Genomic DNA, 23,104 nt, shown 5'->3' on the forward strand with positions numbered 1-23,104 from the left:
GCTCGCCGCTCACCGATTTTCGCTCCGTCGGGTTTCGATGAGCGAGGCGCGGACATGGCGCCGACAGGGCGAGCGGGGGAGGAGGTACGGCTGGGGGTGGGCGGCGTCGATGGGCGGGGGCCTTGAAGGGGATTACTCAGCCGCGTCGAGCTTTACGCCCAGGTCCTGCGCCGTGTTCCAGAACTCGGGGCCCGCCTTTTGGAGCCGGGCCGCCGCGTGTTTGAGGTGGCGGCGGGCGGCCGTGCGGGCCGCCTTGGCGTCGCCCTGCTCGATGGCGGCCAGGATGGCCTGGTGTTCCTCGCGGACCGCGTCGAAGAAGTCGCCCCGGCGGGCCTCGTTGGCGCGGGTGACGCGGATGCCGCCGCGAGAGACCTCGCCGAGGTAGCGGACGGTGGAGACCATGACCGCGTTGCCGGTCGACTCCGCGATGGAGCGGTGGAAGGCCAGGTCCTCGTCGGCGCCGTCGCCGCCCGCCGCGACCGCCGCGTCGATCGCGGCCAGGGCCTGCCGCATCCGTGCGTGGTCGGCGGCGGTGGCGCGGGTGGCGGCTATTTCGGCCGCCTCGCCCTCCATGGCGCGGCGGACCTCGACGATCTGCAGCACCTTGGCCTTGGTGTCGGTGGTGCCGGTGGTGTCGGCTTCGAGGTCGAGTGGACGGGTGCGCCGGGGCAGGACGAAGACGCCCCGCCCCTGGCGCGCCTCGACCAGGCCCGCGTTGCTCAGCCGGGACACGGCCTCGCGGATCACGGTGCGGCTGACGCCGAGCTGCTTGACCAGTTCCACCTCGGTCGGCAGCTTGTCGCCCGTGGTCAGCCGTCCGGACTCGATCTCGTCCGCGAGCATCGAGGCGACGCGGTCCGCGAGCCGGACCGGCCCGTCCACCTTGGTAAACATGGTCGTCAGTCTATCGGCGTGGTCTTGGCCGCCCTGGCGGTGACCGCCTGCGCGTGGTCGGCGACGTACTGGTGCACGACGGCTGCGAAGTCCGCGTCGGGCTCAAGGCCGAGCCAGGCCGCGCGGGCGTTGTCGAAGGCGGCCGGCCAGGAGCCGACGATGGACTCGACGGCCGGGTCCGGCGCGACCTTCACCAGGTCGGCGACGGTGTCCCCGGCGACCTGGCGCAGCGTGTCGAGGATCTCGGCGACCGTGACAGTGAGGGCCGGGAGGTTGACCGGGAGGGTGCCGGACAGCTGTCCGGGCCCCTCGCCGCGCTCGGCCTGGGCCACGCGCAGGATGCCCTCGACCGTACGGCGCGGGGAGGCGAGGGCGACTCGCAGGTCCGGGCTGACCGGGCAGGTCGCCTCGAGGCCGGCCAGCGGCTCGCGGACGATGCCGGACAGGAAACCGGAGGCCGCCGCGTTCGGCTTGCCGGGGCGCACCGAGACTGTCATCAGGCGGGTGACGCGGCCGTCGAGGAAGCCGCGGCGGGTGTACTCGGCAATCAGCTGCTCGCAGATCCGCTTCTGGACGCCGTAGCTGGACTGTGGCGTGGGCAGTGTCGACTCGCTGACGACCTCCGGAAGCGGGAGCGCTGCGTCCGAGCCGTAGACGGCGACACTGCTGGCGAAGACCACCCGTACCGTCACACCGCCGGCGGCCGACTGGGCGCGTGCGGCTTCAAGGAGGGCGCGGGTGGTGTCCAGGTTGGCGCTCATGCCGAGGTCGAAGTCGGCCTCGCACTCGGCGGAGACCGCGGCCGCGAGGTGGATGACCACGTCGACGGGCTGCGCGAACAGGTCGCCGAGGTGCTCGGTCAGGTCGCCCTGGACCACGTCCACGAGCGGGTCGGCGGCCAGCGGCGAGTGCTGCGGTACGAAGAGGTCGGCGAGCACGAGGCGGGTGATGGGGGCGCCGTCGAACGTGCGCTGCTCCAGCAGGGCCTCGGCGACCTGGCGGCCGAGGAAGCCGAAGCCACCCGTGATGACGATCCTCATGCGTTCTCTCCTTGGAATTTGTGTCGCCAGCCGAGACCTTCGCTCGTGCCGGCCTTGGGGAAGTACTCGCAGCCGATCCAGCCGTCGAAGCCCAGCTCGTCGACGACGGACATGAGATGACGGAGGTTCAGTTCTCCGGCATCGGGCTCGTGACGGTCGGGCACGCCTGCGATCTGGAGGTGGGCGACGCGGCCGGTGGGCAGGTCGCGGCGGAGTGTGGCGGTGAGGTCGCCCTCGACGATCTGGCAGTGGTAGAGGTCGAGTTGGACCTTCAGATTGGGGGCGCCCACCTCCTTCACGACGGCGTGGGCGTCGGCCTGTCGGCTGAGGAAGTAGCCCGGCATGTCGCGGCCGTTGATCGGCTCGATCAGGATGTCGACGCCGACAGTCGCTGCCTGTTCTGCGGCGTAGGCGAGGTTCGACAGGTATGTCGCGTGGTACGGCGCCGGGTCGGCGTTCTGCGGTACCAGGCCCGCCATCATGTGCACGCGCGGGCAGTCGAGCGCGGCGGCGTATTCCAGGGCGCGGTCGACGCCCTCACGCACCTCCGCCTCGCGTCCGGGCAGCGCCGCGATCCCGCGCTCACCCGCGTCCCAGTCTCCGGGCGGAGCGTTGAACAGCACCTGCTGCAGGCCGTGCGCGTCGAGACGGCGCCGCAGTTCGGTCGCCTCGTACGCGTACGGGAAGAGGTACTCGACGGCCTCGAAGCCGTCCGCCGCGGCCGCGGCGAAGCGGTCGGGGAAGTCGTGTTCGGGATACAGGGTGGACAGGTTCGCGGCGAACCTCGGCATGGTGACTCCGTAGGGTGTGAGGCAGGCTCGGTCAGCGGTTGACGACGCTCTTCTTGGTGACGAGGACGGCCGCGGCGCCGATGACCAGGCCCAGCGCCAGGACGTACATCGGGATCGCCGTCGAGTCGGTGGCGTCCTTGAGTGAGCCGATCATGTACGGGCTGACGAAGCCGGCCAGGTTGCCCACCGAGTTGATGACGGCGAGCCCGGCGGCGGCCGCGGTGCCGCTGAGGAAGGCGGTCGGCAGCGACCAGAACAGGGGCGCGCAGGTCAGCACGCCCGCGGCGGCGATCGAGAGCGCGACAAGGGACAGAGCGGTCGACCCGGTCCAGCTCGCGGCCAGTGAGAAGCCGACGGCGCCCATCAGGCTCGGGATGATCAGGTGCCAGCGGCGCTCGCGCCGCCTGTCGGCGGAGCGGCCGAAGAGGTTCATCGCGACGAGCGCGGCCAGGTACGGCACGGCGCTCAGCGCGCCGATCGCGAAGCCGCCCTTGATGCCGGTGGACTCGACGAAGGTGGGCATCCAGAAGGTGAGCGCGTACTGGCCCATCACGAAGAAGAAGTAGATGAGGCACATCAGCCACACCTTGGGGTCGCGGAACGCGTCCCACGTCTTGCCGTGCTCGCTGTGGTGCTTGGTGTCCTTCGCGAGTGCGCGCTCGATCACGGTCTTCTCGTCGTCGCTCAGCCACTTTGCGTCGCGCACACTGTTGTCCAGGTAGAACAGCGTCATCACGCCGACCGCGATGGCGGGCAGCGCCTCGATGAGGAACAGCCACTGCCAGCCGTTCCAGCCGCCGGTGCCCTCGAAGACGTCCATGATCCAGCCCGAGAGCGGGTTGCCGAAGATGCCCGCCACGGGGATGGCCGACATGAACAGCGCGATCACCCGGGCCCGCCGCGCGGAGGGGAACCAGTACGTGCAGTAGAGGATCACGCCCGGGTAGAACCCGGCCTCGGCGGCGCCGAGCAGGAACCGGAGCACGTAGAACGTCGCCTCGTTGTTGACGAAGACGAACAATGCCGAGACCACGCCCCAGCTGATCATGATCCGGGCGATCCAGGTGCGGGCGCCGACCTTTTGCAGCATCAGGTTCGAGGGGACTTCGAACAGGAAGTAGCCGATGAAGAACAGGCCGGCGCCGAGGCCGTACGCCGCCTCGCTGAAGCCGAGGTCCTGGGACATCTGCAGCTTGGCGAAGCCGACGTTGACCCGGTCCAGGTAGGAGACGACGTAACAGAGGATCAGGAAGGGGACGATGTGCCGGATGACCTTGCGGTACACGGCGTTCTCGCGGGCGAGTTCAGGGGTTTCGGCCGTTGTCACGGTCGTGGACATGAGGGGCACTTCCTTGTGCGGCTCAGTGGTTCTCGAGCGGATGGGGACGGGAGCGGGGTTCTACCAGGAGGCGCCGAAGGCGGTCCTCAGTTCGGCGATGGCGTCGTCGGCCAGGGGCTCGGACCTGCGGCCGGTCGTCAGCCACAGCCGTGCGGTCTCCTCCAGTTCTTCGAGTACGGCCAGCGCGGACGCGGCGTCGGGGCCCCAGACGACGGGGCCGAGCCGGTCGAGCAGCACCGCCCGGATAGGAGTGCCGTTCGCCGCACGGGAGTTGATGCGTTCGGTGACCAGGTCGGCGACGCGCGGGTCACCGGGCCGGTGGTAGGGGACCAGCGGGACGTGGCCCACCTTCATCACGTAGTACGGGGTGAGGGGCGGGAGCACGTCGTCCTGCTGCCACACGCCGGCCAACGTCAGCGCGACCAGGTGCGTGGAGTGGGTGTGGATGACGAACCGGGCGGTGGGGTCGGCTGCGTAGATGCGCCGGTGCAGCGTGAGCGTCTTGCTGGCACGGTCGCCCGCGATCTGCTCGCCGTTGCCGTCGACCCGGGCGAGCCGGCCGGCGTCGAGGAAGCCGAGGGCCGCATCGGTCGGCGTGATCAGGTGGCCGTCGTCGAGCTTCGCGCTGATGTTGCCGGCGCTGGCGTGGACGTAGCCGCGGGCGAACAGGCTGGTGCCGATGCGGACGATCTCGGCGCGTGCGTCGTCGGCGGCCGTGGCGATGTCCCCTGTCCCGCGGTTCTGGGTCTCGCGGTCCTGTGTCACTTGGATTCCCCGGTCAGGAGGGTGAAGGCTGCGGTGAAGAAGTCCGGGCCGCCGAAGTTGCCCGACTTGAGCGTGATGTGGAGGGTGTCGCCGCCGGGCAGCGGCGCCGCGCACCACGGCACCCCGGGGTCGATCTGCCCTCCGATGCGCAGGCCCGTGAGGCCGAGCGCCTGCACGACGGCGCCGGAGGTCTCGCCGCCCGCGACCACGAGTTGCCGTACGCCGCGCTGGATGAGCCCCTGGGCGACGCGGGCGAGCGTTTGCTCCACCAGCTCACCCGCCTCGGCGGCGCCGAGCTGCCCCTGCACCGAGCGGACCGCGTCCGGCGACTCGGTCGAGTAGACGAGCACGGGCCCGTCGGCGAGGTGCTTGTCGGCGAAGGCGAGCGCCTGGGCGGCGACGTCCTCGCCGGCGGCGATCCGCAGGGGGTCGACGCTGAACGCGGGGCGGCCGGTGCTGAGGAACTCCCGTACCTGGCCGTTCGTGGCGGCGGACACCGAACCGGCGACGACGGCCTGCCGGCCGCAGGCGGGCGGCAGCTGGGCGGCGGCCGAGGACGGTTCGAAACCCCAGTTCGCGGGCAGCCCGATCGCCAGGCCCGAACCGGCGGTCACCAGCGCCAGCTCCTTGACCGCCGCACCGAGCCGTACGAGATCGTCGTTGGACACGGCGTCGACGATCGCGGCGCCGACCCCCTGCGCCCGCAGCTGCGCGATCCGGGCCCGGACCGCGTCAGCGCCTTGTGCCACCACCTCGTGGTCGATGAGGCCGGTGGGCCGCGTCGTCTGCGCGTCGAGCACGGACACCAGGTTGGAGTCGGTCATCGGCGTGAGCGGGTGGTGGCGCATGCCGGACTCGCTGAGCAGGACGTCGCCGACGAACAGGTGACCCTTGAAGACGGTGCGCCCGTTGTCGGGGAACGCGGGCGTTGCGACGGTGAAGTCGGTGCCGAGCGCGTCCATCAGGGCCTCGGTGACCTGGCCGATGTTGCCGGCCGGCGTCGAGTCGAAGGTGGAGCAGTACTTGAAGTAGATCTGCTCGGCGCCCGCGGCGCGCAGCCACTCAAGAGCGCGAAGGGACGCCTCGACGGCCTGGGCCGCGGGGACCGTACGCGACTTGAGGGCAATGACCACCGCGTCCGCGTCGGCCGCGGGATCAGCCGTGGGGTCAGTGCCCTCCGCCGGTACGTCGATCAGCTGGACCACGCGCATGCCCGCGCGCACCAGGTTGTTGGCCAGGTCGGTGGCGCCGGTGAAGTCGTCGGCGATGCACCCGAGGCGGACGCTCACGTCAGTCCTCCTTCTTGGGCTGATTGGTCGGCTGGGGCTCGTTCACGGGCTGCGGCAGGTCGATGCCGGGGAAGATCTTGATGACGGCGCTGTCGTCCTCGCCGCCGAGCCCGCCGGCGGACGCCTGCAGGAACATCTGGTGGGCGGTGGCGGACAGCGGCAGCGGGAACTTCTGCGGCCGTGCCGAATCCAGTACGAGCCCTAGGTCCTTGACGAAGATGTCGACGGCGGACAGCGGCGTGTAGTCGCCCGCCAGCACGTGTGCCATACGGTTCTCGAACATCCATGAGTTGCCGGCGCTGTGCGTGATGACCTCGTAGAGCGCCTCGGCCGGAACGCCGGCCTTGATCCCCAGAGCCATCGCCTCGGCGGCGGCGGCGATATGCACGCCCGCGAGCAGCTGATTCACGATCTTGACCTTCGAGCCAAGACCGGCGTGGTCGCCGAGACGGTACACGGTGGCGCTCATGGCTTCGAGTACCGGGTCGGCGACGTCGTACGCCGCGGCGCAGCCCGACGTCATCATCGTCAGCTCACCGGCGGCCGCGCGAACGGCGCCGCCGGAGATGGGCGCGTCCAGGTAGAGCACGCCCAACTCGCCCAGACGGTCCTCCAGCTCGGCCGACCAGTCCGGGTCGACCGTGGAGCACATCACGTAGACGGAACCGGGGCGCAGCCGCTCTGCCGCCCCGCCGTCGCCGAAGAGGACCGACTCGACCTGCGCCGCGTTGACCACGACGCCGATCAGGACGTCCACCCCGGCCGCCAGCTCGGCGGGGGAGGCGAACGCCGTCCCGCCGCCGCGGGCGAAGTCGGCGGCCACCTCCGGCCGCAGGTCGTTGACCCCCACGTCGTATCCGGCCGTGCGCAGGCTGCGGGCCATACCGAGGCCCATGGCCCCGAGCCCCACCACGCCCACACGCGCCCGCGCCGGCCGCTGCTGGTCGTTCATGTCCGCCCTCGTCATCGTTGACTCGTCGACTCGTACGTGTCGTTGTGCTGCTCCGGTCACAAGCAGCGATCGGGTCATATGATGACCTGCGGACGTCGCGAAGTACAAAGTGATGCCCGTCACACCCGATCCGCCGCCCCTGCCGGTGTCGGCTTCGATGTCCCGGCCGACATCGCGGCGGTCATCGCTTTCCTTGCGTCCCCCGGCGGCGGCTCGGCCACGGCCGGTGCCATCGATCGAAGCCGGCGGTGACATGCACCCCGGGCCGAAGCGGTTTGGCCGGCCGCGCCCCGAGCGCATCCGGCACCCCGGCAGGACGGATCTCGCCGGGGAATCGCCGCGTCGTTGTCGTGCACAAACCTTGCGCTTGCCGAGCGGCCAGCCGGCGCGGTGTCCTGCGGGCGCCGGGCCGCATGGTTGTGCCCGACCTGCGGCGGCGAGCGCGCCGCAGGGTCTGTGCGCCGGTCTCATGTGCCGCCGTACGCCGCCGTGCATCGCCTGCGGTGCAGCCCGGTCGCAGGTCGCAGCGCCACGGGCCGTCCCGGGGCCGGCCCCCCACGCGGCGAATGGGGAGGCATGCGGCAGCCCGCGCCCCGCGCCGGGGTCGAACGCTTACGACTGGCGCAGCATCCATCCAGGTCGACTAGTCTAGGTAGACCTACCTACCTAGTTTGGATTGTGATGAGTGAGACCGATACGGGCGTGACGGGGCGCGGGCGGCGGCCGGCCCGGGAACGGCTCCTGGAGGCGGCGGCCCGGCGCTTCTACGCCGATGGTGTGGCGGCGACCGGTATCGACACGATCACGGCCGAGGCCGGCGTGGCGAAGATGAGCCTGTACAACAACTTCTCCTCCAAAGCCGACCTGGTCCGGGCCTACCTGGATGCCCGGCACGAGGAGTGGCTCGGCCTGTACCGGGCACGCCTGGAGCACGCCGACGGCCCCCATGAGGGAGTACTGGCAGTCTTCGACGCGTACTGCGACCACGCCGGCTTCGCCTACGAGCACGGCTTCCGCGGCTGCGGTCTCCTCAACGCCGCCGCCGAGCTGCCTGCCGGCGACGAGGGCCGGGCCGTGGTCCGCGCCCACAAGGAGCAGGTCGAGCGGCTGATCGCCGACCACCTGGAGCAGCTGCTTCCCGGCCGGCCCGACGAGGCCCGCGCGACGGCCGAGCATCTCTCCTTCCTGCTGGAGGGCGCGATGGCCCGTGCCGGCCTGGAGGGCGACGGCGAGCGTGTCCAGCACGCCCGCTCGATGGCCGCGGCCCTGCTGGACCGGCTGTGAAGGGCCCCGGCCGCGGCCGGTCCGCAGGAACGGGGGCCCTGTGCGTGCTGGCCGCCTCCGTGCTGTGGGGGACGACCGGCACGGCCGCCACCTTCGCCCCGGACGTGGGCCCGCTCGCCATCGGGGCCGTCGCCATGGGCCTCGGGGGTCTCCTCCAGGCCCTGATGGCCGCCCCGCAGATCGCTGCCCACGCGTCCCGGTTGCGCGACCAGCGCGGCACGGTCCTGCTCGGTGCCGTCTCGGTGGCGGTCTACCCCCTGGCGTTCTACAGCTCCATGCACCTGGCCGGAGTCGCCGTCGGCACTGTCGTCTCGATCGGCACCGCCCCGCTGGCATCGTCCCTGATCGAGCGCGTCGTGGACGGCCGCCGGCTCACCCGCCGCTGGACGCTGGCCGCCGCACTCGGCCTGCTCGGCACCGCCCCCCTGTGCGTCGCCGAAGCCGCCCACGCCGCCGACGGCACAGGTCGCACCTCCATGGCCGGCACGCTGCTCGGCATCGGCCTCGGGCTGGTCGCCGCCGCCACATACGCCCTCTACTCCTGGGCCGCACACCGGCTCATCACCCGCGAGATCCCCTCCCGGGCTGCGATGGGCGCCGTCTTCGGACTCGGCGGACTGCTCCTGGTGCCCGTCCTCCTCGCCACCGGTGCCCCGCTCCTCGCCTCCTGGTCCAATGCGGCCGTCGGCACGTACATGGCGCTCGTCCCCATGCTCGCCGGGTACGTCCTCTTCGGCTGGGGCCTTGCCCACGTACCCGCCAGCACCGCCACCACCCTGTCCCTGCTCGAACCGGCCGTCGCTGCCGTCCTCGCCGTCCTGGTCGTCGGCGAACTCCTGCCCGCAGCCGGCTGGATGGGCATCGCCCTCGTCATCGCCTGCCTCGCCGTCCTCACCGCCCCCACACCCACCCGCCACACGCGCGGACAGGTGCGGAACAATCCTCTGGACCACGACAGCAGCCCTCCCAGGAAGACGGCAGGCGCTGTCCCAGGTGGTGAAGACCGAACGCGACGCAGCTGATGCGCGTGCGCCTCCCGATGCCATGAGCAGGCGCTGTCCGCTCTCCGGTTCTGGCTCAACTTCTGTGGAGCGATCAGGCTGAGTGAGTGGCTGCCATGGCGTTGGCGAGCTGGGCGATGGGATCGCTGGCGATCTGGCGTTGAGACTGCTCCGTAGGCCAGGTTGAGAACCCGTCATCTGTCCACCGAGGAACCACATGGAAGTGCAGATGAGGCACGGATTGCTCCGAGCCGGGACCGCTCGCACCGAGGATGTTCACACCTCCGGCCTTCAACGCCGTCCGCATTGCGCCAGAAACGCGCTGGACCAGCACCATGCTCTCGGCGAGGACCTGCGCAGGCGTATCGAAGATGTCCGCGTAGTGGGATGTCGGGAGCACCAGGGCATGCCCTGGTGCGAGCGGATCAAGTGGAGCGAACGCGGATACTACGGGCCCGCGGAATATCCAACGAGCGGCGTCTTCGGTGATCAAGCGGCAGAACACACAGGTCATACGGCCCCACGTTGCCAGCCTGGAGATGGCGCTCACCATCCATTTCAAGGCTCGCAGGCACGGCGCGACTGCCGTCGCCGGGTACTACGTGGCGAAGCGGCCGCGGCAGCAAGGCAGGATGCTTCCCTGGCAGGCAAGACAGCCACAGGTCTTTGCGACCCCGGTGTTGCGACGCTCTCTGATCACCGGGGAAACCCGTGCCTGTCCGCGCGTCATGACTGACCGAACCGCTGTGGCGGACCGATTTTCGAGCCCTCCTACTCTTGGCAGAGCGCCAATTCCGCTACGCCGTGGGCTGCCGCGAACGGCGCGCCACCGTCGCGGGTCACGGCGAGGAAGGTCATGCGGGTGCGCGTGTGGCTCGGAGGAAGCGGGCGCCCCACTCCTGGACGTGCGCGGCGAACTCCGGCGGCCCCAGGACCTCGAACTCGGCGCCCACGTTGCCCAGTGCCTGGGTCGGCCAGTCGAGGGAGGCCGAGGTCATGGTGAGCCGGCAACTGCCCTGATCGAGCGGTTCGACTGTGCCCCAGGAGCCGACCACCTGCCGCACGCGCGGGCAGGGTGCGTGCACAAGGACCTCGACCGTGTACGGAGCCGGGGCCCCGCCCGCTGCCTGGACGAAGGCCACGGCGTCCTCGGCGGGGAGCAGTCGAGGCCGGAAGCGCGTGCCGGTCGCCGTCGGATCGGTCAGCCGGTCAAGGCGGAAACTGCGCCAGTCGTGGCGGCCCAGGTCGTAGGCGACCAGGTACCAGCGTCCGCCGAGTGCGACGACGCGGTGCGGCTCGACCTCGCGCTCGGTGGGTGCGGAGCCCCGCGCCGTGTAGCCGAACCGCAGCCGCTCCTCGTCCCGGCAGGCCTGGGCGACCGTGGTGAGCACCCCCGCGCCGACGACCGGCCCGGACGCGACGGCGGAGAGGGTCACCGCCCGCAGGGCGTCCACCCTGGCCCTGAGCCGGGGCGGCAGAACCCGCACCACCTTGGTGAGCGCGCGCAGCGACGCTTCCTCCATCCCCACGATCCCGCTCTGCGCCGCGTCACCGACGCCCACAGCGAGCGCCACAGCCTCCTCGTCGTCCAGCAGCAGCGGCGGCAGGACCGCGCCGGGTGCGAGCTGGTAGCCGCCGTCCGTACCCCGGGCCGCGCCGACCGGGTAGCCGAGCTCACGCAGCCGTCCGACATCGCGGCGCAGCGTCCGCTCGGAGACTCCGAGCCGGTCGGCCAGTTCCGGGCCGGACCAGTGCCGGTGGGTCTGCAGCAGCGAGAGCAGTCTGAGGGTCCGTGAGCTGGTGTTCGCCATGCCGACATCCTGCCCCGGCTTCCGGTCAGAAACTGGCCGGAAGCCTCTTTAGGGTCGATCTCGACGGCCGCACCCGAGGCAAGGACAGAAAAATGATCACCCGTGAGATCCAGCTGACCGCCCAGATCACCGGCACCCCCACACCCGACCATTTCACTGTCGTCAAGACCGAGGTGGACGGCGAGGTCCTGGTACGCACTGACCAGATCGGGCTCGCCGCCACCTACCTGGAGTTGATGCGGGCCGACTGCACCATTCCGGTCCCGGCCTGGCAGCCGGGGCAGCGGGTAGGGGTGGCCGCCATCGGCACCGTGGTCCGGTCCGACAGCCCCGAGCTGGAGGCCGGCGACCTCGTCCAGTCGATGACCGGCTGGAGCGAGCACTCGGCCGGCCCGGCCGACTCGTACCTCAAGCTCAACTGCGCGCTCTTCGCCGACCCCGGCTATCACCTCGGCCAGGGCCCGACCGCCTACTACGGGATGGCCGAGGTAGCGGCCGTAGGCGAAGGCGACGTGGTCTTTGTCTCCGGCGCGGCGGGTGGCGTTGGATCGCTGGCCGGGCAGATCGCCAAGTGCCTCGGTGCGGCGAGGGTGATCGGCAGCGCGGGCAGCCCGGCGAAGGCCGACTACTTGGTGAACGAGCTCGGCTACGACGCCGCGTTCGACTACCACGACGGCCCCACGGCCGACCGGCTCGAAGAGCTCGTTCCCGAGGGCATCTCGGTCTTCTTCGATGTCGTGGGCGGCGAGCAGTATCAGGGCGCGCTCCACGCGGCCCGGCCCGGAGCGCGCTTCGCCCTGTGCGGCTCACTGTCCAGCCAGCTCGGCGGCGCGGCGCAGCGCTTTCCACAGCCCGACCGTGCGGCCGCCGAGGCCAAGGGCGTCGAGCTCCTGCCGTTCTCCTGCCACCACACGCCCGATCAGATCGCCGCCTGGCGGGAGCACTTCAGCAGTTGGCTGGACGAGGGCCGCTTCGTCTACCCGCAGACAGTGGTCGCGGGCGGGATCGAGGACGTGCCGCAGGCGTTCCTCTCCCTGCTTCAGGGTTCCTACCAGGGCAATGTCTCGGTGCGCCTGTCGTAACCACGCTCTCCCCCTTGACCCTGAACCGGGCCCTGATGGACCAGCAGCTCCTGCCGGAGCGAACCGGCCGCACACCCCACTGGAGGTGATCGGCAGGCTGGTCGCACCGCAGGCCCAGGAGCCCAACTGGGCGTACGTCGGGCTGTGGTGCAGGATCCACGCCTTCACACAGTCCCGACTCACCCCACGGCTCAAGGACCGGCAGGTGGTCCGCTCCGGTCTGCTCCGCAGTACCCAACACCTCGCCGCAGCCGACGACTTCCGTCGGCAGCGGCCACTGCCGCAGCCCACGCTGGTGTGAGGGCAAGAGATGCCGCGAAAGAGTCACCGACAGTGGTGACCCTGTCGGATCCTGTGCCGTCGTGGCTATGGCCTGTGGTCCTTGAGGTCTTCTCAGCAACGTGGCGGATGTGGTGCGTGGAGGATCGTCGGCAGACGAGGTGGCGACTGGCCAGGCGTCAGAAACACGTGAGACCTCCGGGCCCCCATTGATGATCCCTAGAGTCACTTGTTGTACGTCGTCGCCGTCATCACGGCCACGACCGCCAGCAGAACCACGGACAGGAAGCTGTAGAGCCAAACCGCCGTGAGCCGGTCAACCTTCATCTTGGTTCCTGGGTCGTGCTGTTGGGCGATGGACTGCTTGATCAGTCGGCCGCGGACCGGAGCGATGGCGATCGGGAGTGCGATGAGGACGGTGCTGTACATGAACAGGATCGGTGATGCCGGACCGTGCCGGAGCAGGCTCGCTCCCAGGAGGGCAGCGAAGAGCACGGGTCCACCGATGTAGAACGCTCGCTTCCGCTGTTTGTCCTGCTGCTCCGGCGTGCGTCGCGGATCGGCCTGGTACTTCATCCCGGTGCCCAGCGCCGGTACGGCGATCATGAAGAAGGCCGTCGCCACCACTGCAATGAGCCACCAACCACGCTCGGGTATCGAAAACAACAACGTCCCCACCCCTGCCGCCTCAGCGGCTCGATCATCTTGCCGGCCCCTCGGTGGTGCCCGGAACTGATCGTTGACCAAGTGGCCCCGGTAGCCCAGGGCCCGTGGGTCCATCTCCGCTGGACACCAAGTGCGCCGAGTACGGGCGCACCGCCAAGACCCTGCACCTGCTGCGCGTGGTCGACCCGGTCGACGACACCCACCGGCGACAGGTGAACCGTCAGCTCACGCCCAGGAGTCCGGCCACAAGCTCGCCCGCGGCGTCTGCCACGGCAAGCGCGCACACGTCATCGCCGCGTCGGTGAATTCTGCCTGCACGACGTCGATGGCCACGCGAACGGTGCTCGTTCGGAAGTCGGTCTTTACCGGTGCCTGCCTTTCGTTGTTGGGTTGCTTGTCCGATGAATCGCGCGGCCAAAGTGCCAGGGCGGTGCACGCTGGGCTCACATTTCGACCAGCTGGTTCGTCGTATGGGGGAAGGACAACTGCGAGCAGGAGATGCGGGCAGCATGGACATTCGCTCCGAGCAAGCCGAACCGGGTCGCGACGGTGCCGCCGCGCGGCGGTCGACGATCGTCAATGAGCAGGGGCCGCTGATCAATCTCGCCTACCGCCTCCTGGGTTCTCTTGCCGATGCGGAGGACGCGGTCCAGGAGGGCTACGCCCGGTGGTATGCCCTCGCGCCAGAGCAGCAAGACGCCATCAGTTCACCGGGTGCGTGGCTGAGCACCGTCGTGAGTCGCGTGTGCCTCGACCTGCTCGGCTCGGCTCGGGTCAGGCGCGAGCGCTACGTCGGCGAGTGGCTCCCCGAGCCTGTGCCCGACGCGAGGGAGTGGTCTGGCAGGCGGCCCGGCGCCGGGATCGACCCGGCGGACCGGATCACGCTCGATGAGTCCGTCGCCATGGCCTTCCTCGTCGTGCTCGACTCGATGACCCCCGCTGAGCGGGTGGCGTTCCTCCTGCACGATGTGTTCCGCTACCCGTTCACCGAGGTCGCCGAGATCGTCGGGCGCACGCCGGCGGCCTGCCGCCAGCTCGCGTCATCGGCGCGCCGCCGTGTCGGCGACGCGCGGCCGGTCGCGGCGCCGGTCGCCCGCGCACGAGTCGTCCGGGACTTCAAGCAGGCATGGGAGGCCCAGGACATCGGGGCCCTCATCGAACTTCTCGACCCGTCGGCGACCGCGACAGCCGATGGTGGCGGACGGGTCGCTGCGTCGCTGACCCCGATCGAAGGTGCCGCCGAGATCGCCCGGTTCCTCGTCGGTCTCGCGCGACAGGCGGGAGCCTTGAATCTGCTGGAGCGAACCGTCAACGGCCAGGCAGGACTTGTTGCCACCGACCAGGGAAAGACGGTCGCGGTGTACGCGTTCGAGATCGCCGGCGATCACATTCAGCGGCTCTGGGTCGTGCGCAACCCCGTGAAGCTCCGTGTGTGGATGCGGGGCTGAATGTCCTCACCGGCACTGCGCTGGGGCACCTGGCGTCGCCCCTGACATTCCCGGCGGCTGTGTCGTCGTACTCATGAGATGCCTGAGCCCGACCTGGAGGAAATGATGGATACATCAACCAAGGCCGTCCCCGGCTTCGCGTTGCACCTCATCGTCGACGACGTCGATCGCAGCATCACCTGGTACGAGGAGGCACTGGGCGCCACGGTGACCCGCATCCTGCGACTTCCGGATGCGTCCATTGCCACTGCTGATCTCGACGTTCACGGTCTGCCCCTCGCCATGGCTGCACCCGTACCCGGCACCACGCTGGCCAGCCCCTCCTCGAGCGGTACCTCGGTGGCCGCCTACCTGCTCAGGGTCCAGGACGCCGACGCGGCGATGAGGCAGGCCCTCGCCGCCGGCGCCACCGTGAGCGCTGAGGTCCACGACGCGTTCTGGGGCGTACGTACGGGAGAGGTGCTGGACCCTTCCGGCCACCGCTGGGCATTCGACCAGCATGTGCAGGACGTGCCGGTGGAGGAAATCGAAAGCCGCCTGGCTGAGCTCCTCTCGGGCCAATGACGGACCAGGTCACGTTCGGCGGACCCACAGGCGGGCGGGGAGGCCGAGGGTCTTCCTGTGTTGGCGTTGCTTGGCCGGCAGGACGCGTCGGGCGTCGTCGGCGTGGCTGATCTGCCAGTATCAGGCGGCCAGTTGCTCGTAGGGCTGCGCGGCGTAGCTGGGATGCTGCCGTATCCACGTCACAGGATGCTCCACCGACGCGTCGTGGAGATCGCCGGTCTCGTTGAGGGAGCCGTAGCGTCGCGGGCCCTTCTGGATGCCTGGTGCTTCGTCATCACCGGCTCGCTCGTGCGTCGTCCCGCGACGTGACGCATCGGCAGATCAGACACGTAGGAAGGAAGAGCGAGATACGGAGCGCCTTCGGGCATTCTCGCTGTGCCACTCGCAGGGTGGTTCGGTGCTGCCTGGACCGTCGTCCCAGTCCGACAGCATCAGCGACGCAGCAGCAACTCAGGTGACGTCGCAATGACGTCACCCAGCTCATCGGTGGCGTCCGGTCCGGCCCCGCCTGGTCCGAGGCATCAGGGTTGAACACTCGGTAGGCAGCACGCCCGGCGCGGACTTCACGACACGACGACTGTCATGTCACGAAAGTGTCCTGAGCACGATCAAGATGCAACTGGGCAACCACGCCGTCTGTCTGAGAGAGCAGAAAGCCACGCGGACGAACCCGCCCAGCTCACTCGCCGCTCCCCAGGAGCGACGGCCCCCACGCAAAGGACACCAGCATGCGCACTCGGAAGATCTCGGCACTGACCATGACCGCAGTAGCCCTCGGACTGGCGCTGACGGCATGCAACAACAACGGCGCCGACAACGCTTCCTCTTCCGCGAGCAGTTCATCGGTGGCCACGAGCACCCCGCAGTCCGACACGGCGAAGGACAAGCCGTCGGGCGCACCCGCCAAGTCCGACACGAAGTGCACGGACCAGGTCAACTACGCGGGTGACCCGCGCTCCAACGCCGAGATCAACTCCATCGGCGCGAGCACGGGCACGTGCCCTCCGGTTCAGAAGTCGCCGTCCGGCACGAAGTGCACCGACCAGCTCAACTACGCGGGCGACTCCCGCTCCAACGCCGAGATCAACTCCATTGGCGCGAGCACGGGCACGTGCCCCGAGCCTCAGAAGTCCGGTGGGGCGTCGGGTACGCCGAAGGACCCCGGCATGAAGTGCACGGATCAGCTCAATTACGCGGGTGACCCGCGTTCCAACGCAGAGATCAACTCCATCGGCGAGGACACGGGCACGTGCCCGCCGGTCAAGCAGAAGTGAATTGCTGACCGTCTCTGCAAGAAGGGGAGCCGGGGCCGACCGGCGGCTGACAGAATCAAGCCGCGGGTTCCGAGCTCAAGGGCACTGCCAGGGCGAGTAAGTCTGTGGCCCTGCAAGGGCGGCTGCTCGGACTCCGTTGATGATGCGGTGTCTTTGGCGGCATGAACACAGGCGCAGCGGCCTGCGTGCGGAGTACGTTCGGGGAGGCTGATCCGCAGGAACGGGCGGACCAGTCGAGGCAAGAGGCGCGTGCCACGGGCTGGGAGCCCTTGGCACGCGGCGGGGCTCGGGTCACGTCCACGGACGTGACCCTTGTCCGGCTGCCCTGGATATAACGGCACGTCACTAATAGGCCGGCCGACCGCAGTAGGGGACTGGAGACTGTTGATTAGGTCAGTTCGCCGGCATTACCCCCGACTCTCAGGCATCGCGTGTGCAGTCGCTCAGGTCTGGCACTGTGCCGTGCCGGCGGTGGACCAGCCGCTCCAGACGCCCCCGTCGGCGCGGGCGTGTACGCGAATCTCGACCTTCACACCGGGCGCGCACACCCGGGTCGAGCTTCCCACCTCCGTGGGTTCGACGGTCCCACCCGCCGGAACGTAGGTGCGACCGCTGCCCAACTTCACCCAGTAACCACCGTCGACGACACGAAAGAACGCCTCGTAGGAGACGTTCACCGCCCTCGGCCCCGTGTTGCGCGCCTTGATGTACGCCGTGATCTCCCGGGTGTAAGACCCTGCCTTCCTTGCCGCGCTGGGCGCTGATGCAGCCATTGACCGCCATCCGGCCGGTCGACACACCGCCGCCGCAGGCGACTGCTGCGGCGTGAGCGTTCGCCGGAATGGCCAGCACGGTGAGCACGGCAGCGCTCAAGATTGTTCCGATACGCCTCATATGCACAACCCTGCTCCTTTCGATCATGTTTGCCTCAGATGAACCATGACGCGTCGAGGCGTGGAGGGGCGGCAGCCCGTCGAGTTCTTCACTCCAACGGAAGCGGACGGTGCCGCGGTGCGTGCCGTCCTTCGCAGCTCCAGGACGTGCCGAGGGCGCTCGTCGCGCAGGCGAGGCCCCCGTCATGTCCGGGTTGCGCCGTTGTCGCTCGGCGTCCGGCTGGTACACGCCGCTGTCCACACGTCGCTGTCCGGCAGCCTCGCGTCCGATGCCGCGCGAAGGCCCCGTCAGAAATGACGGGGCCTTCATCTGCCGCCGACCGTCTCCTTGCCGTCACGGTCCAACTGGCGCCCGGCGACGACGGAGACGGGCGCGAGGCTCCCCGTGGTCGAGGCGATCCAGGCCCACTTGACCGGTGTGAGTGGCGAGTTCGCGCGCTGCGTCCGGGCCGCTCGGCAGATGCCCACGGGCGATTCCGGCCGATCGGCGATCCGGACAACTTCTGGTGCCAAGCACCATCACTCGCGGTCGGTGCCGAACCGCCCGAGAACCTGAATCGACGATCGCGTCGTCTTGTTGATCGTGAAAGGCATGGCAGACCTCAACGAGGCAGAACTTGTGTGGCGCGTTGCCGCCGGTGACCGGGCGGCGTTCGACGAGTTGTACCGGCGTACCTCGCCCTGGATGACGGTGCGGCTCCGTCGCCGCTGCGCTGACGACGACGTCGTCGCCGACGTGCTCCAGGAGACCTACCTGGCGGTCTGGCGGGCAGCCGGCAGCTACGCCGGCTCCGTGACCGGGGGCAGTGCGGTCGGCTGGCTCTGGACGATCGCCGCGAACCGTCTCGTCGACGCGCTTCGCCGGCGCGCCCGGCAGGAGCGGGTGCCGACCATTGCCCTGGTCGAGACGACCGCGCCGGCCGCCGAGGACGAGGTGATGGCGAACCGCGTCGGCCAGGACCTCGAACAGGCGCTGCTGCGGCTGCCACCGGAGTTGCGGCAGGTGCTGCAGGCGATGGTGCTCGACGGCCTGTCGGTCCGGCAGACGTCGGTGCTGCTCAGCATGCCGGAGGGCACGGTGAAGACCCGCGCGCGGCGGGCCCGGATCGCGCTGCGGGAGGCGCTCTCATGACTCATCCCACCACCATGATTCTGGCCCGCTACGCAGAGGGCGGGCACGGGCTCGATGACGCCGCGCTCTGGTCGATCGAGGTCCATCTCGACGCGTGCGCCGACTGCCGTGAGCAACTGGCCGAAAACGCCACCCCCGCCACGAAGGATTTGCTCGACCGGGTCGCCGTCTCGCTCGACCAGGCCATCGAAACGAGCCCGCTTCCTGCCCGGCCACACACACAGGCAGTGGCCGTGCACCGACGCTGGCTCGCCTGGACGCTGCTGCCCTGGCTCGCGATGGCCGTCGCGGTGCTGGGCTGCGGCGTGCTTCTCGACTCCGCCGAGCCGAGCCTGCCGTCGCTCGTGCTGCTGCTGGCCCCGGTGGCTCCGCTGCCCGGCGTCGCCGTGGCCTGGAGTCGGCGGACCGACCCAGTCTGGGAACTGATCGCCACCACACCCGCAGCCGGCCTCGCGATGGTGTTGCGGCGCACGCTCGCGGTGCTCGTGGTCATGCTTCCGGCGTTGCTGGTGGCGGGTGTGTGCACCGAAACCTCACTGGCCCTCACCCTGCTGCCGTGCCTGGCGTTTACCGCTGCCACCCTCGCGCTCGGTGCCTTCATCGGCGTGCGGCGCGCGGCGATCGGACTCGCAGCGGCCTGGTCCGCGGCCGTCCTGGTGCCGAGTGTGGCGGCCCAATCCCTGTCCCCGGTACTGCAGCCGGGCAGCACTGCCGTCTGGGGGGTGATCACCGTGGCCCTTGCCGCGATCACCCCTCTCGCCGCTACCCACTTCCGCCGCCTGACCAGCGGCAACTGAACCCCCGTAAACAGGAGACACCCATGCGAGCGGTGCACGCTGCCGAAACGGCCCCCACCCTTCATCCCTGGCCCGTCCACGCGCAAGAACTGCGGGTCCGGGCCGGCCGGCACCTGGCCGTCGACGGCCTCGACCTGTCTCTGAAAGCCGGCGTGCACGGTGTGCTCGGCCCGAACGGTGCCGGCAAGACCACGCTGATGCGCGCGCTGTCCACCGTCGTCAAGCCGGCCGGCGGCGCGTTGACGCTGCTCGGCGCGCAGGTGGGCGGCCGCGCCGATCTGCGCGCTGTGCGACGCCAACTGGGCTATCTGCCGCAGCAGTTCGGCTTCTACCCGCGGTTCACCGTGCGTGAGTTCGTCGCGTACATGGCCTGGCTGAAGGAAATGCCCAAGGCCGCGACACCCGACGCCGTACAACGCGCGATCGATCGGGTGGGTCTCACCACCAAGGCCGATGCCAGGATGAAGACGCTGTCCGGCGGCATGCTGCGTCGGGCCGGCATCGCGCAGGCCATCGTGAACGATCCCGAGCTGCTGCTGCTCGACGAGCCCACCGTCGGACTCGACCCCGAACAGCGTCTCGACTTCCGCGACCTGCTGCGTGACCTCGGTGCCGACAGCTGTGTGCTGGTTTCCACCCACCTCGTCGAGGACGTCGCCGCCGCCTGCACCGACGTCATCCTCATGAACGAAGGCCGACTCCTCTTCCAGGGCACCCCCGACGACCTGATCGCTTGCGGCGGGCAGGGGGATGCGGGCGACAGCCCGGCCGAGCGCGGATATTCCGCACTCCTGCGTCAGCACAGGAGCAACGGATGAACCGCATCATCGGCATCGAGCTCCGGCGGTCGGCCGCTCTCGGCGCCGCGCTCCTGATCGCCGTCGCCGGCACGATTGTGCTCCACGCCACCGCGGGGCGATGGTCTTCCGGGTGGATGGCACTGGTCATGACTCAGCGCGAATACCTCGCGGTTCTGTCGCCCCTTGCGATGGCCGCCGGTGCCTGGCAGTCCTTTCGTGAGCACCGGGCGAACGTCGCCGAGTTGTTCGCCAGCGCGCCCCGCCCGCGACCGCGGAAGATCGTGCCGATCCTGGTCGCAACCGGGCTGGCGGTTCTTTTCGCGTACCTGGTCACGCTCCTCGCGGCGGCACCACGGATCGCCGACACGGCGCGCTACCTGCCGCCGGCCGCGTTCGTCGTCGTGGCCGTCGGGCTGGTCGCGATGATCGCCTCGGTCTGGCTCGGGCTGGCCGTCGGACGCCTGGTGCCGGCGCTCGCCACCGCACCCGCGCTGGCCGTGATCGGCTTCGCGCTGTTGATCTTCGCGCCCCACGCCCTTCCCGACGGCGGTGTCACGGCGGCGTTCTCCCCGAGCATGGGGATGAGCATGTTCAGCGACTACGACACCGTCGGGGGCCAAGTCAGCGTCGCCCAGGCACTCTGGATGGTCGCGGTCGCCATGGCCGGTCTCGTGCTCTTCGCCGTTGAAAACCGCAAGTTCGCGTTCGCCGCGCTGTTGCCGCTGGCCATCGGGGCAACGGCCACGGCCCTGGTCGTGCCGACCGGCGATGCCTACGACCAAGGGACGCTCGACCCGGTCGCCCAGGAATTGGTGTGCACCGACGACGCTCCGCGGGTCTGCGTCAGCCGGGCGCACGAAGGGTTGCTGCCCGAGGCGGCCCCCAAGGCCCGGCACGCGTTGGAACTTCTGTCGAAGACACCGGTTGTCGAGGTGCACGAGGACACCTCCACGTTCTCTCCTCCCACCTCTCCGAGGTCGCGGGCCGACACCGCGCTGATGACGATCGCGGTCGACACGCACGGTCGCCTCGCAAACCCGGGCCGGCTCGAACCGGCGATACTCACCGGAGTGTTCACCGGCCCTCTCAGCTGCGGAGACGCCCGGAACTTCCAGGTCGCCACCGCTGCGGCCTACTGGCTGCTCGACCGGGAGCCGACCGTCGGTCCCGATGGCCTCGAACTCGACGACCCGGAGGCCGTCCAGCTCTGGAAGGGGCTGAAGGCACTGCCGCGGGCGGAGGCCGGTGCCCGGGTGACTGCCGTCTACCAGGCGGCGCAGAAGTGCAAGGACTCCACCGACCTCCTGACCCGAGGGGCCCGATGAGAGAGCTGACGCTCTACGTCCGCTCGCGCCGGGTGCCGGCGGCGCTCGGCGCGGCGCTCGCGAGCACCGCCCTCGTGTGGCTGCCGGCGACGGTCTTCGGCGACAAGGGCGAGGTGAGCAGCACCGTGCTCGTCCTGACGGTGCTGCTCCTCGTGGCCGTCGTCACCGCCACGCTCGGCGGCCCCGACGACACCCTGGACCGCACGGCGGCGAGGCCGTGGGTGTGGCTGCGGATGTTCCACCTGGCCACGGCCCTGGGATGCGTGCTCGTCCTCCTGTTGGCCACGCTGGTCACCGGCACGCGGTTCGGGCCGTTCGGATTCGTCGTCCGTGACGCTGCCGGCCTGCTGGGCTTGACCGCTCTGGGGGCGGTCACGGTCGGTACGGCTCGGTCGTGGTTCCTGCCTCTGGGGTGGACGCTCGGCGCGGCGACTTTCCCGGGCGTGGGCACCGCGGGGGAGGCGCTGACCTGGCAGACCCAGGCGCCTGACAGCCGACCGGCGGCCGTGGTCGCAGCGGTGCTCGCCGCCGTCGGAACCGCCGTCTACGCGAGCCGGGGCCCACGCCCCCGGACGTCGTCGGAGAATGTCTGAGTGGCAAGGCTTCGGCGTGGTCGGGCGGCGTCCGATCTGTGATCAAGCGAGCCAACGTCGACGAGATCACGCGCCCACCCTCCCACCGGCCCGTCCAGTCAGGCGCTCACGGGCAGTTGGGCGTCGTCGCGCAGCAGGAGTGGAATCCGGTCGAGTGGGGCGTCGACTGTGTGCCGAGAGCCTCCCTCGTACGTCGTGTCCGTCCAGGCGCACCTCCAGCGTGCGCCCGTCGGCAGATAGACCTCGCGGCGCGTTGCGCCGGCCGTCGTGCTGTGGGCGGTGATCGAGCCGCTACTTCAGCCACGCACCATCACGCATGATGCCCCTGCCGCGCAGTTCCGGATCGCCGCGCCAGGCATGGACCACCTTCGGTATGAGGCGCACATACACAAAGGGACCGTCCTCCGTGCGCGGGTCCCAGCCGAACTTGCCGGCGAATGCGTCTGCTGCGTCGGTCGGCACGTCCTGGTGCGAGAAGCACTCCGCCACCCCTTGGAGCAGCACCACATCGAAGGTGTCCGGCAAGGACAGGCGCACCCGCGGTTCCTTGCGGATGTTGCGCACCGTCGCGGACGCCGCACCGGTGCAGACCCACACTGCTTGCCCGTCCCATGAGAACCACAAGGGGACCTGGTGGGGGCCGTGATCGGGATGGGCTGTCGCCACCCAGATGTCCCGCTCCGTGGCAAGGCGGTCCAGGGTCTCGTGCCTTCGTTCCGCCACCGAGCGATGGACGATTTCCGTGTTCTGCATGGTCGCCAACCTAGCCAGCAAGATCGGTGGGCACATGGGGCTGCGGACCTAAGACCCTCGGCCGACATCCCCGTCAGCCCCAGCTTCCACCCGGCCGAGGGAGGACGGAACGACGGCATCTGACGGATGGGGAAGAAGGCGAGCATGTCTGGGGCGCTCTTGAGCATGGGGTGGGGAAAGTCAAGAATCAACGACCCCCGACAGTGCGCACGTTGCACCGTGATCAGCAGCGAGAGCCGACCCTATTTTGTACGGAGGTGTGGGCGGTGTCAGGTGCCGGGACCGCTGAGTACTCCGACGTTGAGGCGTTCCGCGTCAGGTCAGCGCTGTAG

At 69.8% G+C, this 23,104-nt stretch carries 26 protein-coding genes and 1 pseudogene; 13 read left to right on the forward strand and 14 right to left on the reverse strand.

From position 1 onward, the window contains the following. Positions 1 to 132: 132 nt before the first annotated feature. Genes OG758_RS44895 through ltnD form a run of 7 tightly spaced genes read right to left on the reverse strand, consistent with a single transcriptional unit; the run spans position 133 to position 7,070 of the window. Complete coding sequence (locus OG758_RS44895; RefSeq protein WP_326715190.1) at positions 133 to 894, reverse strand: FadR/GntR family transcriptional regulator; 762 nt, start codon at positions 892 to 894, stop codon at positions 133 to 135. A 5-nt stretch (positions 895 to 899) separates the two neighbouring features. Beyond that, positions 900 to 1,934, reverse strand: a complete 1,035-nt coding sequence (gene denD, locus OG758_RS44900; RefSeq protein WP_326715191.1) for a D-erythronate dehydrogenase — start codon at positions 1,932 to 1,934, stop codon at positions 900 to 902. Further along, positions 1,931 to 2,725: a 2-oxo-tetronate isomerase gene (gene otnI, locus OG758_RS44905; RefSeq protein ID WP_326715192.1), complete on the reverse strand. Its 795-nt coding sequence runs from the start codon at positions 2,723 to 2,725 to the stop codon at positions 1,931 to 1,933. The genes denD and otnI overlap by 4 nt, the downstream gene beginning before the upstream one ends. A 31-nt stretch (positions 2,726 to 2,756) precedes the next feature. Further along, positions 2,757 to 4,064 (reverse strand): MFS transporter, encoded by a 1,308-nt coding sequence (locus tag OG758_RS44910; protein ID WP_326715193.1) that lies wholly within the window; start codon positions 4,062 to 4,064, stop codon positions 2,757 to 2,759. Between the two features lie 60 nt (positions 4,065 to 4,124). Beyond that, the gene (locus OG758_RS44915) at positions 4,125 to 4,829 is read right to left on the reverse strand and encodes a class II aldolase/adducin family protein (RefSeq protein WP_326715194.1); all 705 of its coding nucleotides are present in this window, start codon (positions 4,827 to 4,829) and stop codon (positions 4,125 to 4,127) included. Continuing rightward, entirely contained in the window at positions 4,826 to 6,118 is a 1,293-nt protein-coding gene (otnK, locus tag OG758_RS44920; protein WP_326715195.1) for a 3-oxo-tetronate kinase, read from the reverse strand. Before otnK ends, OG758_RS44915 begins: the two co-directional genes overlap by 4 nt. Position 6,119: 1 nt before the next feature. Further along, positions 6,120 to 7,070: an L-threonate dehydrogenase gene (gene ltnD / locus OG758_RS44925; RefSeq protein WP_326715196.1), complete on the reverse strand. Its 951-nt coding sequence runs from the start codon at positions 7,068 to 7,070 to the stop codon at positions 6,120 to 6,122. Positions 7,071 to 7,751: 681 nt separating this feature from the next. Here ltnD and OG758_RS44930 point away from each other — a divergent pair. Both OG758_RS44930 and OG758_RS44935 read left to right on the forward strand, forming a co-directional pair. Continuing rightward, positions 7,752 to 8,354, forward strand: a complete 603-nt coding sequence (locus tag OG758_RS44930) for a TetR/AcrR family transcriptional regulator (RefSeq protein WP_326715197.1) — start codon at positions 7,752 to 7,754, stop codon at positions 8,352 to 8,354. Between the two features lie 44 nt (positions 8,355 to 8,398). Beyond that, positions 8,399 to 9,376: a DMT family transporter gene (locus OG758_RS44935; protein WP_442810393.1), complete on the forward strand. Its 978-nt coding sequence runs from the start codon at positions 8,399 to 8,401 to the stop codon at positions 9,374 to 9,376. Between the two features lie 73 nt (positions 9,377 to 9,449). On the opposite strand, the gene OG758_RS44940 is transcribed toward OG758_RS44935, so the two are convergent. Beyond that, positions 9,450 to 9,848 (reverse strand): HIT family protein, encoded by a 399-nt coding sequence (locus OG758_RS44940; protein ID WP_326715199.1) that lies wholly within the window; start codon positions 9,846 to 9,848, stop codon positions 9,450 to 9,452. Between the two features lie 361 nt (positions 9,849 to 10,209). Continuing rightward, positions 10,210 to 11,166, reverse strand: a complete 957-nt coding sequence (locus OG758_RS44945; RefSeq protein WP_326715200.1) for a helix-turn-helix transcriptional regulator — start codon at positions 11,164 to 11,166, stop codon at positions 10,210 to 10,212. Positions 11,167 to 11,258: 92 nt separating this feature from the next. On the opposite strand from OG758_RS44945, the gene OG758_RS44950 reads away from it, so the two are divergent. Both OG758_RS44950 and OG758_RS44955 read left to right on the forward strand, forming a co-directional pair. Next, entirely contained in the window at positions 11,259 to 12,248 is a 990-nt protein-coding gene (locus OG758_RS44950) for an NADP-dependent oxidoreductase (RefSeq protein ID WP_326715201.1), read from the forward strand. Between the two features lie 85 nt (positions 12,249 to 12,333). Further along, a complete protein-coding gene (locus OG758_RS44955; protein ID WP_326715202.1) occupies positions 12,334 to 12,549 on the forward strand; it encodes a DNA glycosylase AlkZ-like family protein in 216 nt (71 codons plus the stop codon). A gap of 203 nt (positions 12,550 to 12,752) precedes the next feature. On the opposite strand, the gene OG758_RS44960 is transcribed toward OG758_RS44955, so the two are convergent. Then, a complete protein-coding gene (locus tag OG758_RS44960; RefSeq protein ID WP_326715203.1) occupies positions 12,753 to 13,274 on the reverse strand; it encodes a hypothetical protein in 522 nt (173 codons plus the stop codon). A gap of 44 nt (positions 13,275 to 13,318) precedes the next feature. Between OG758_RS44960 and OG758_RS44965 the strand changes: the two are divergent. The 4 genes and pseudogenes from OG758_RS44965 to OG758_RS44980 all read left to right on the forward strand — a co-directional run. Next, positions 13,319 to 13,482, forward strand: a pseudogene (locus OG758_RS44965) (Tn3 family transposase); the annotation flags it as partial. 220 nt (positions 13,483 to 13,702) lie between these two features. Next, on the forward strand, positions 13,703 to 14,641 hold the full coding sequence (gene sigJ, locus OG758_RS44970) for an RNA polymerase sigma factor SigJ (RefSeq protein WP_326715204.1): 939 nt from the start codon (positions 13,703 to 13,705) through the stop codon (positions 14,639 to 14,641). A 78-nt stretch (positions 14,642 to 14,719) separates the two neighbouring features. Further along, complete coding sequence (locus OG758_RS44975) at positions 14,720 to 15,205, forward strand: VOC family protein (RefSeq protein WP_326715205.1); 486 nt, start codon at positions 14,720 to 14,722, stop codon at positions 15,203 to 15,205. Between the two features lie 728 nt (positions 15,206 to 15,933). Next, positions 15,934 to 16,479, forward strand: a complete 546-nt coding sequence (locus OG758_RS44980; protein WP_326715206.1) for a hypothetical protein — start codon at positions 15,934 to 15,936, stop codon at positions 16,477 to 16,479. Positions 16,480 to 16,922: 443 nt separating this feature from the next. Here the strand turns inward: OG758_RS44980 and OG758_RS44985 are convergent, their stop codons facing one another. Both OG758_RS44985 and OG758_RS44990 read right to left on the reverse strand, forming a co-directional pair. Then, positions 16,923 to 17,252 carry a hypothetical protein gene (locus tag OG758_RS44985; protein ID WP_326715207.1) on the reverse strand — a complete coding sequence of 110 codons (330 nt, stop codon included), beginning with the start codon at positions 17,250 to 17,252 and terminating at the stop codon, positions 16,923 to 16,925. Positions 17,253 to 17,678: 426 nt separating this feature from the next. Then, positions 17,679 to 17,840: a hypothetical protein gene (locus OG758_RS44990; protein WP_326715208.1), complete on the reverse strand. Its 162-nt coding sequence runs from the start codon at positions 17,838 to 17,840 to the stop codon at positions 17,679 to 17,681. Between the two features lie 124 nt (positions 17,841 to 17,964). On the opposite strand from OG758_RS44990, the gene OG758_RS44995 reads away from it, so the two are divergent. From OG758_RS44995 to OG758_RS45015, 5 genes are read left to right on the forward strand one after another with little or no spacing between them, the layout of a single operon-like run. After that, positions 17,965 to 18,504, forward strand: a complete 540-nt coding sequence (locus tag OG758_RS44995) for an RNA polymerase sigma factor (protein WP_326715209.1) — start codon at positions 17,965 to 17,967, stop codon at positions 18,502 to 18,504. After that, positions 18,501 to 19,301 (forward strand): hypothetical protein, encoded by an 801-nt coding sequence (locus OG758_RS45000; protein WP_326715210.1) that lies wholly within the window; start codon positions 18,501 to 18,503, stop codon positions 19,299 to 19,301. Before OG758_RS44995 ends, OG758_RS45000 begins: the two co-directional genes overlap by 4 nt. 23 nt (positions 19,302 to 19,324) lie before the next feature. Next, positions 19,325 to 20,119, forward strand: coding sequence for an ABC transporter ATP-binding protein (locus OG758_RS45005; RefSeq protein WP_326715211.1), 795 nt, complete (start codon positions 19,325 to 19,327; stop codon positions 20,117 to 20,119). Next, on the forward strand, positions 20,116 to 21,426 hold the full coding sequence (locus OG758_RS45010; protein ID WP_326715212.1) for a hypothetical protein: 1,311 nt from the start codon (positions 20,116 to 20,118) through the stop codon (positions 21,424 to 21,426). Before OG758_RS45005 ends, OG758_RS45010 begins: the two co-directional genes overlap by 4 nt. Further along, on the forward strand, positions 21,423 to 22,019 hold the full coding sequence (locus OG758_RS45015) for a hypothetical protein (protein ID WP_326715213.1): 597 nt from the start codon (positions 21,423 to 21,425) through the stop codon (positions 22,017 to 22,019). The genes OG758_RS45010 and OG758_RS45015 overlap by 4 nt, the downstream gene beginning before the upstream one ends. Before the next feature lie 98 nt (positions 22,020 to 22,117). Here OG758_RS45015 and OG758_RS45020 read toward each other — a convergent pair whose 3' ends face one another. Next, entirely contained in the window at positions 22,118 to 22,303 is a 186-nt protein-coding gene (locus OG758_RS45020) for a hypothetical protein (protein ID WP_442810439.1), read from the reverse strand. Between the two features lie 7 nt (positions 22,304 to 22,310). After that, on the reverse strand, positions 22,311 to 22,772 hold the full coding sequence (locus tag OG758_RS45025; RefSeq protein WP_326716245.1) for a pyridoxamine 5'-phosphate oxidase family protein: 462 nt from the start codon (positions 22,770 to 22,772) through the stop codon (positions 22,311 to 22,313). Between the last annotated feature and the right edge of the window lie 332 nt (positions 22,773 to 23,104).

Origin of the sequence: Streptomyces sp. NBC_01474 (genome assembly GCF_035918215.1) — a bacterium.
In the GTDB taxonomy this organism is placed as follows: domain Bacteria; phylum Actinomycetota; class Actinomycetes; order Streptomycetales; family Streptomycetaceae; genus Streptomyces; species Streptomyces aureus.

Coding starts and splice junctions, on each gene's coding strand:
- OG758_RS44895 (WP_326715190.1), bottom strand. CDS start 894: ATGTTTACCAAGGTGGACGGGCCGGTCCGGCTCGCGGACCGCGTCGCC.
- denD (WP_326715191.1), bottom strand. CDS start 1,934: ATGAGGATCGTCATCACGGGTGGCTTCGGCTTCCTCGGCCGCCAGGTC.
- otnI (WP_326715192.1), bottom strand. CDS start 2,725: ATGCCGAGGTTCGCCGCGAACCTGTCCACCCTGTATCCCGAACACGAC.
- OG758_RS44910 (WP_326715193.1), bottom strand. CDS start 4,064: ATGTCCACGACCGTGACAACGGCCGAAACCCCTGAACTCGCCCGCGAG.
- ltnD (WP_326715196.1), bottom strand. CDS start 7,070: ATGAACGACCAGCAGCGGCCGGCGCGGGCGCGTGTGGGCGTGGTGGGG.
- OG758_RS44930 (WP_326715197.1), top strand. CDS start 7,752: ATGAGTGAGACCGATACGGGCGTGACGGGGCGCGGGCGGCGGCCGGCC.
- OG758_RS44945 (WP_326715200.1), bottom strand. CDS start 11,166: ATGGCGAACACCAGCTCACGGACCCTCAGACTGCTCTCGCTGCTGCAG.
- OG758_RS44950 (WP_326715201.1), top strand. CDS start 11,259: ATGATCACCCGTGAGATCCAGCTGACCGCCCAGATCACCGGCACCCCC.
- sigJ (WP_326715204.1), top strand. CDS start 13,703: ATGGACATTCGCTCCGAGCAAGCCGAACCGGGTCGCGACGGTGCCGCC.
- OG758_RS44975 (WP_326715205.1), top strand. CDS start 14,720: ATGCCTGAGCCCGACCTGGAGGAAATGATGGATACATCAACCAAGGCC.
- OG758_RS44980 (WP_326715206.1), top strand. CDS start 15,934: ATGCGCACTCGGAAGATCTCGGCACTGACCATGACCGCAGTAGCCCTC.
- OG758_RS44985 (WP_326715207.1), bottom strand. CDS start 17,252: ATGGCTGCATCAGCGCCCAGCGCGGCAAGGAAGGCAGGGTCTTACACC.
- OG758_RS44995 (WP_326715209.1), top strand. CDS start 17,965: ATGGCAGACCTCAACGAGGCAGAACTTGTGTGGCGCGTTGCCGCCGGT.
- OG758_RS45000 (WP_326715210.1), top strand. CDS start 18,501: ATGACTCATCCCACCACCATGATTCTGGCCCGCTACGCAGAGGGCGGG.
- OG758_RS45005 (WP_326715211.1), top strand. CDS start 19,325: ATGCGAGCGGTGCACGCTGCCGAAACGGCCCCCACCCTTCATCCCTGG.
- OG758_RS45010 (WP_326715212.1), top strand. CDS start 20,116: ATGAACCGCATCATCGGCATCGAGCTCCGGCGGTCGGCCGCTCTCGGC.
- OG758_RS45015 (WP_326715213.1), top strand. CDS start 21,423: ATGAGAGAGCTGACGCTCTACGTCCGCTCGCGCCGGGTGCCGGCGGCG.
- OG758_RS45025 (WP_326716245.1), bottom strand. CDS start 22,772: ATGCAGAACACGGAAATCGTCCATCGCTCGGTGGCGGAACGAAGGCAC.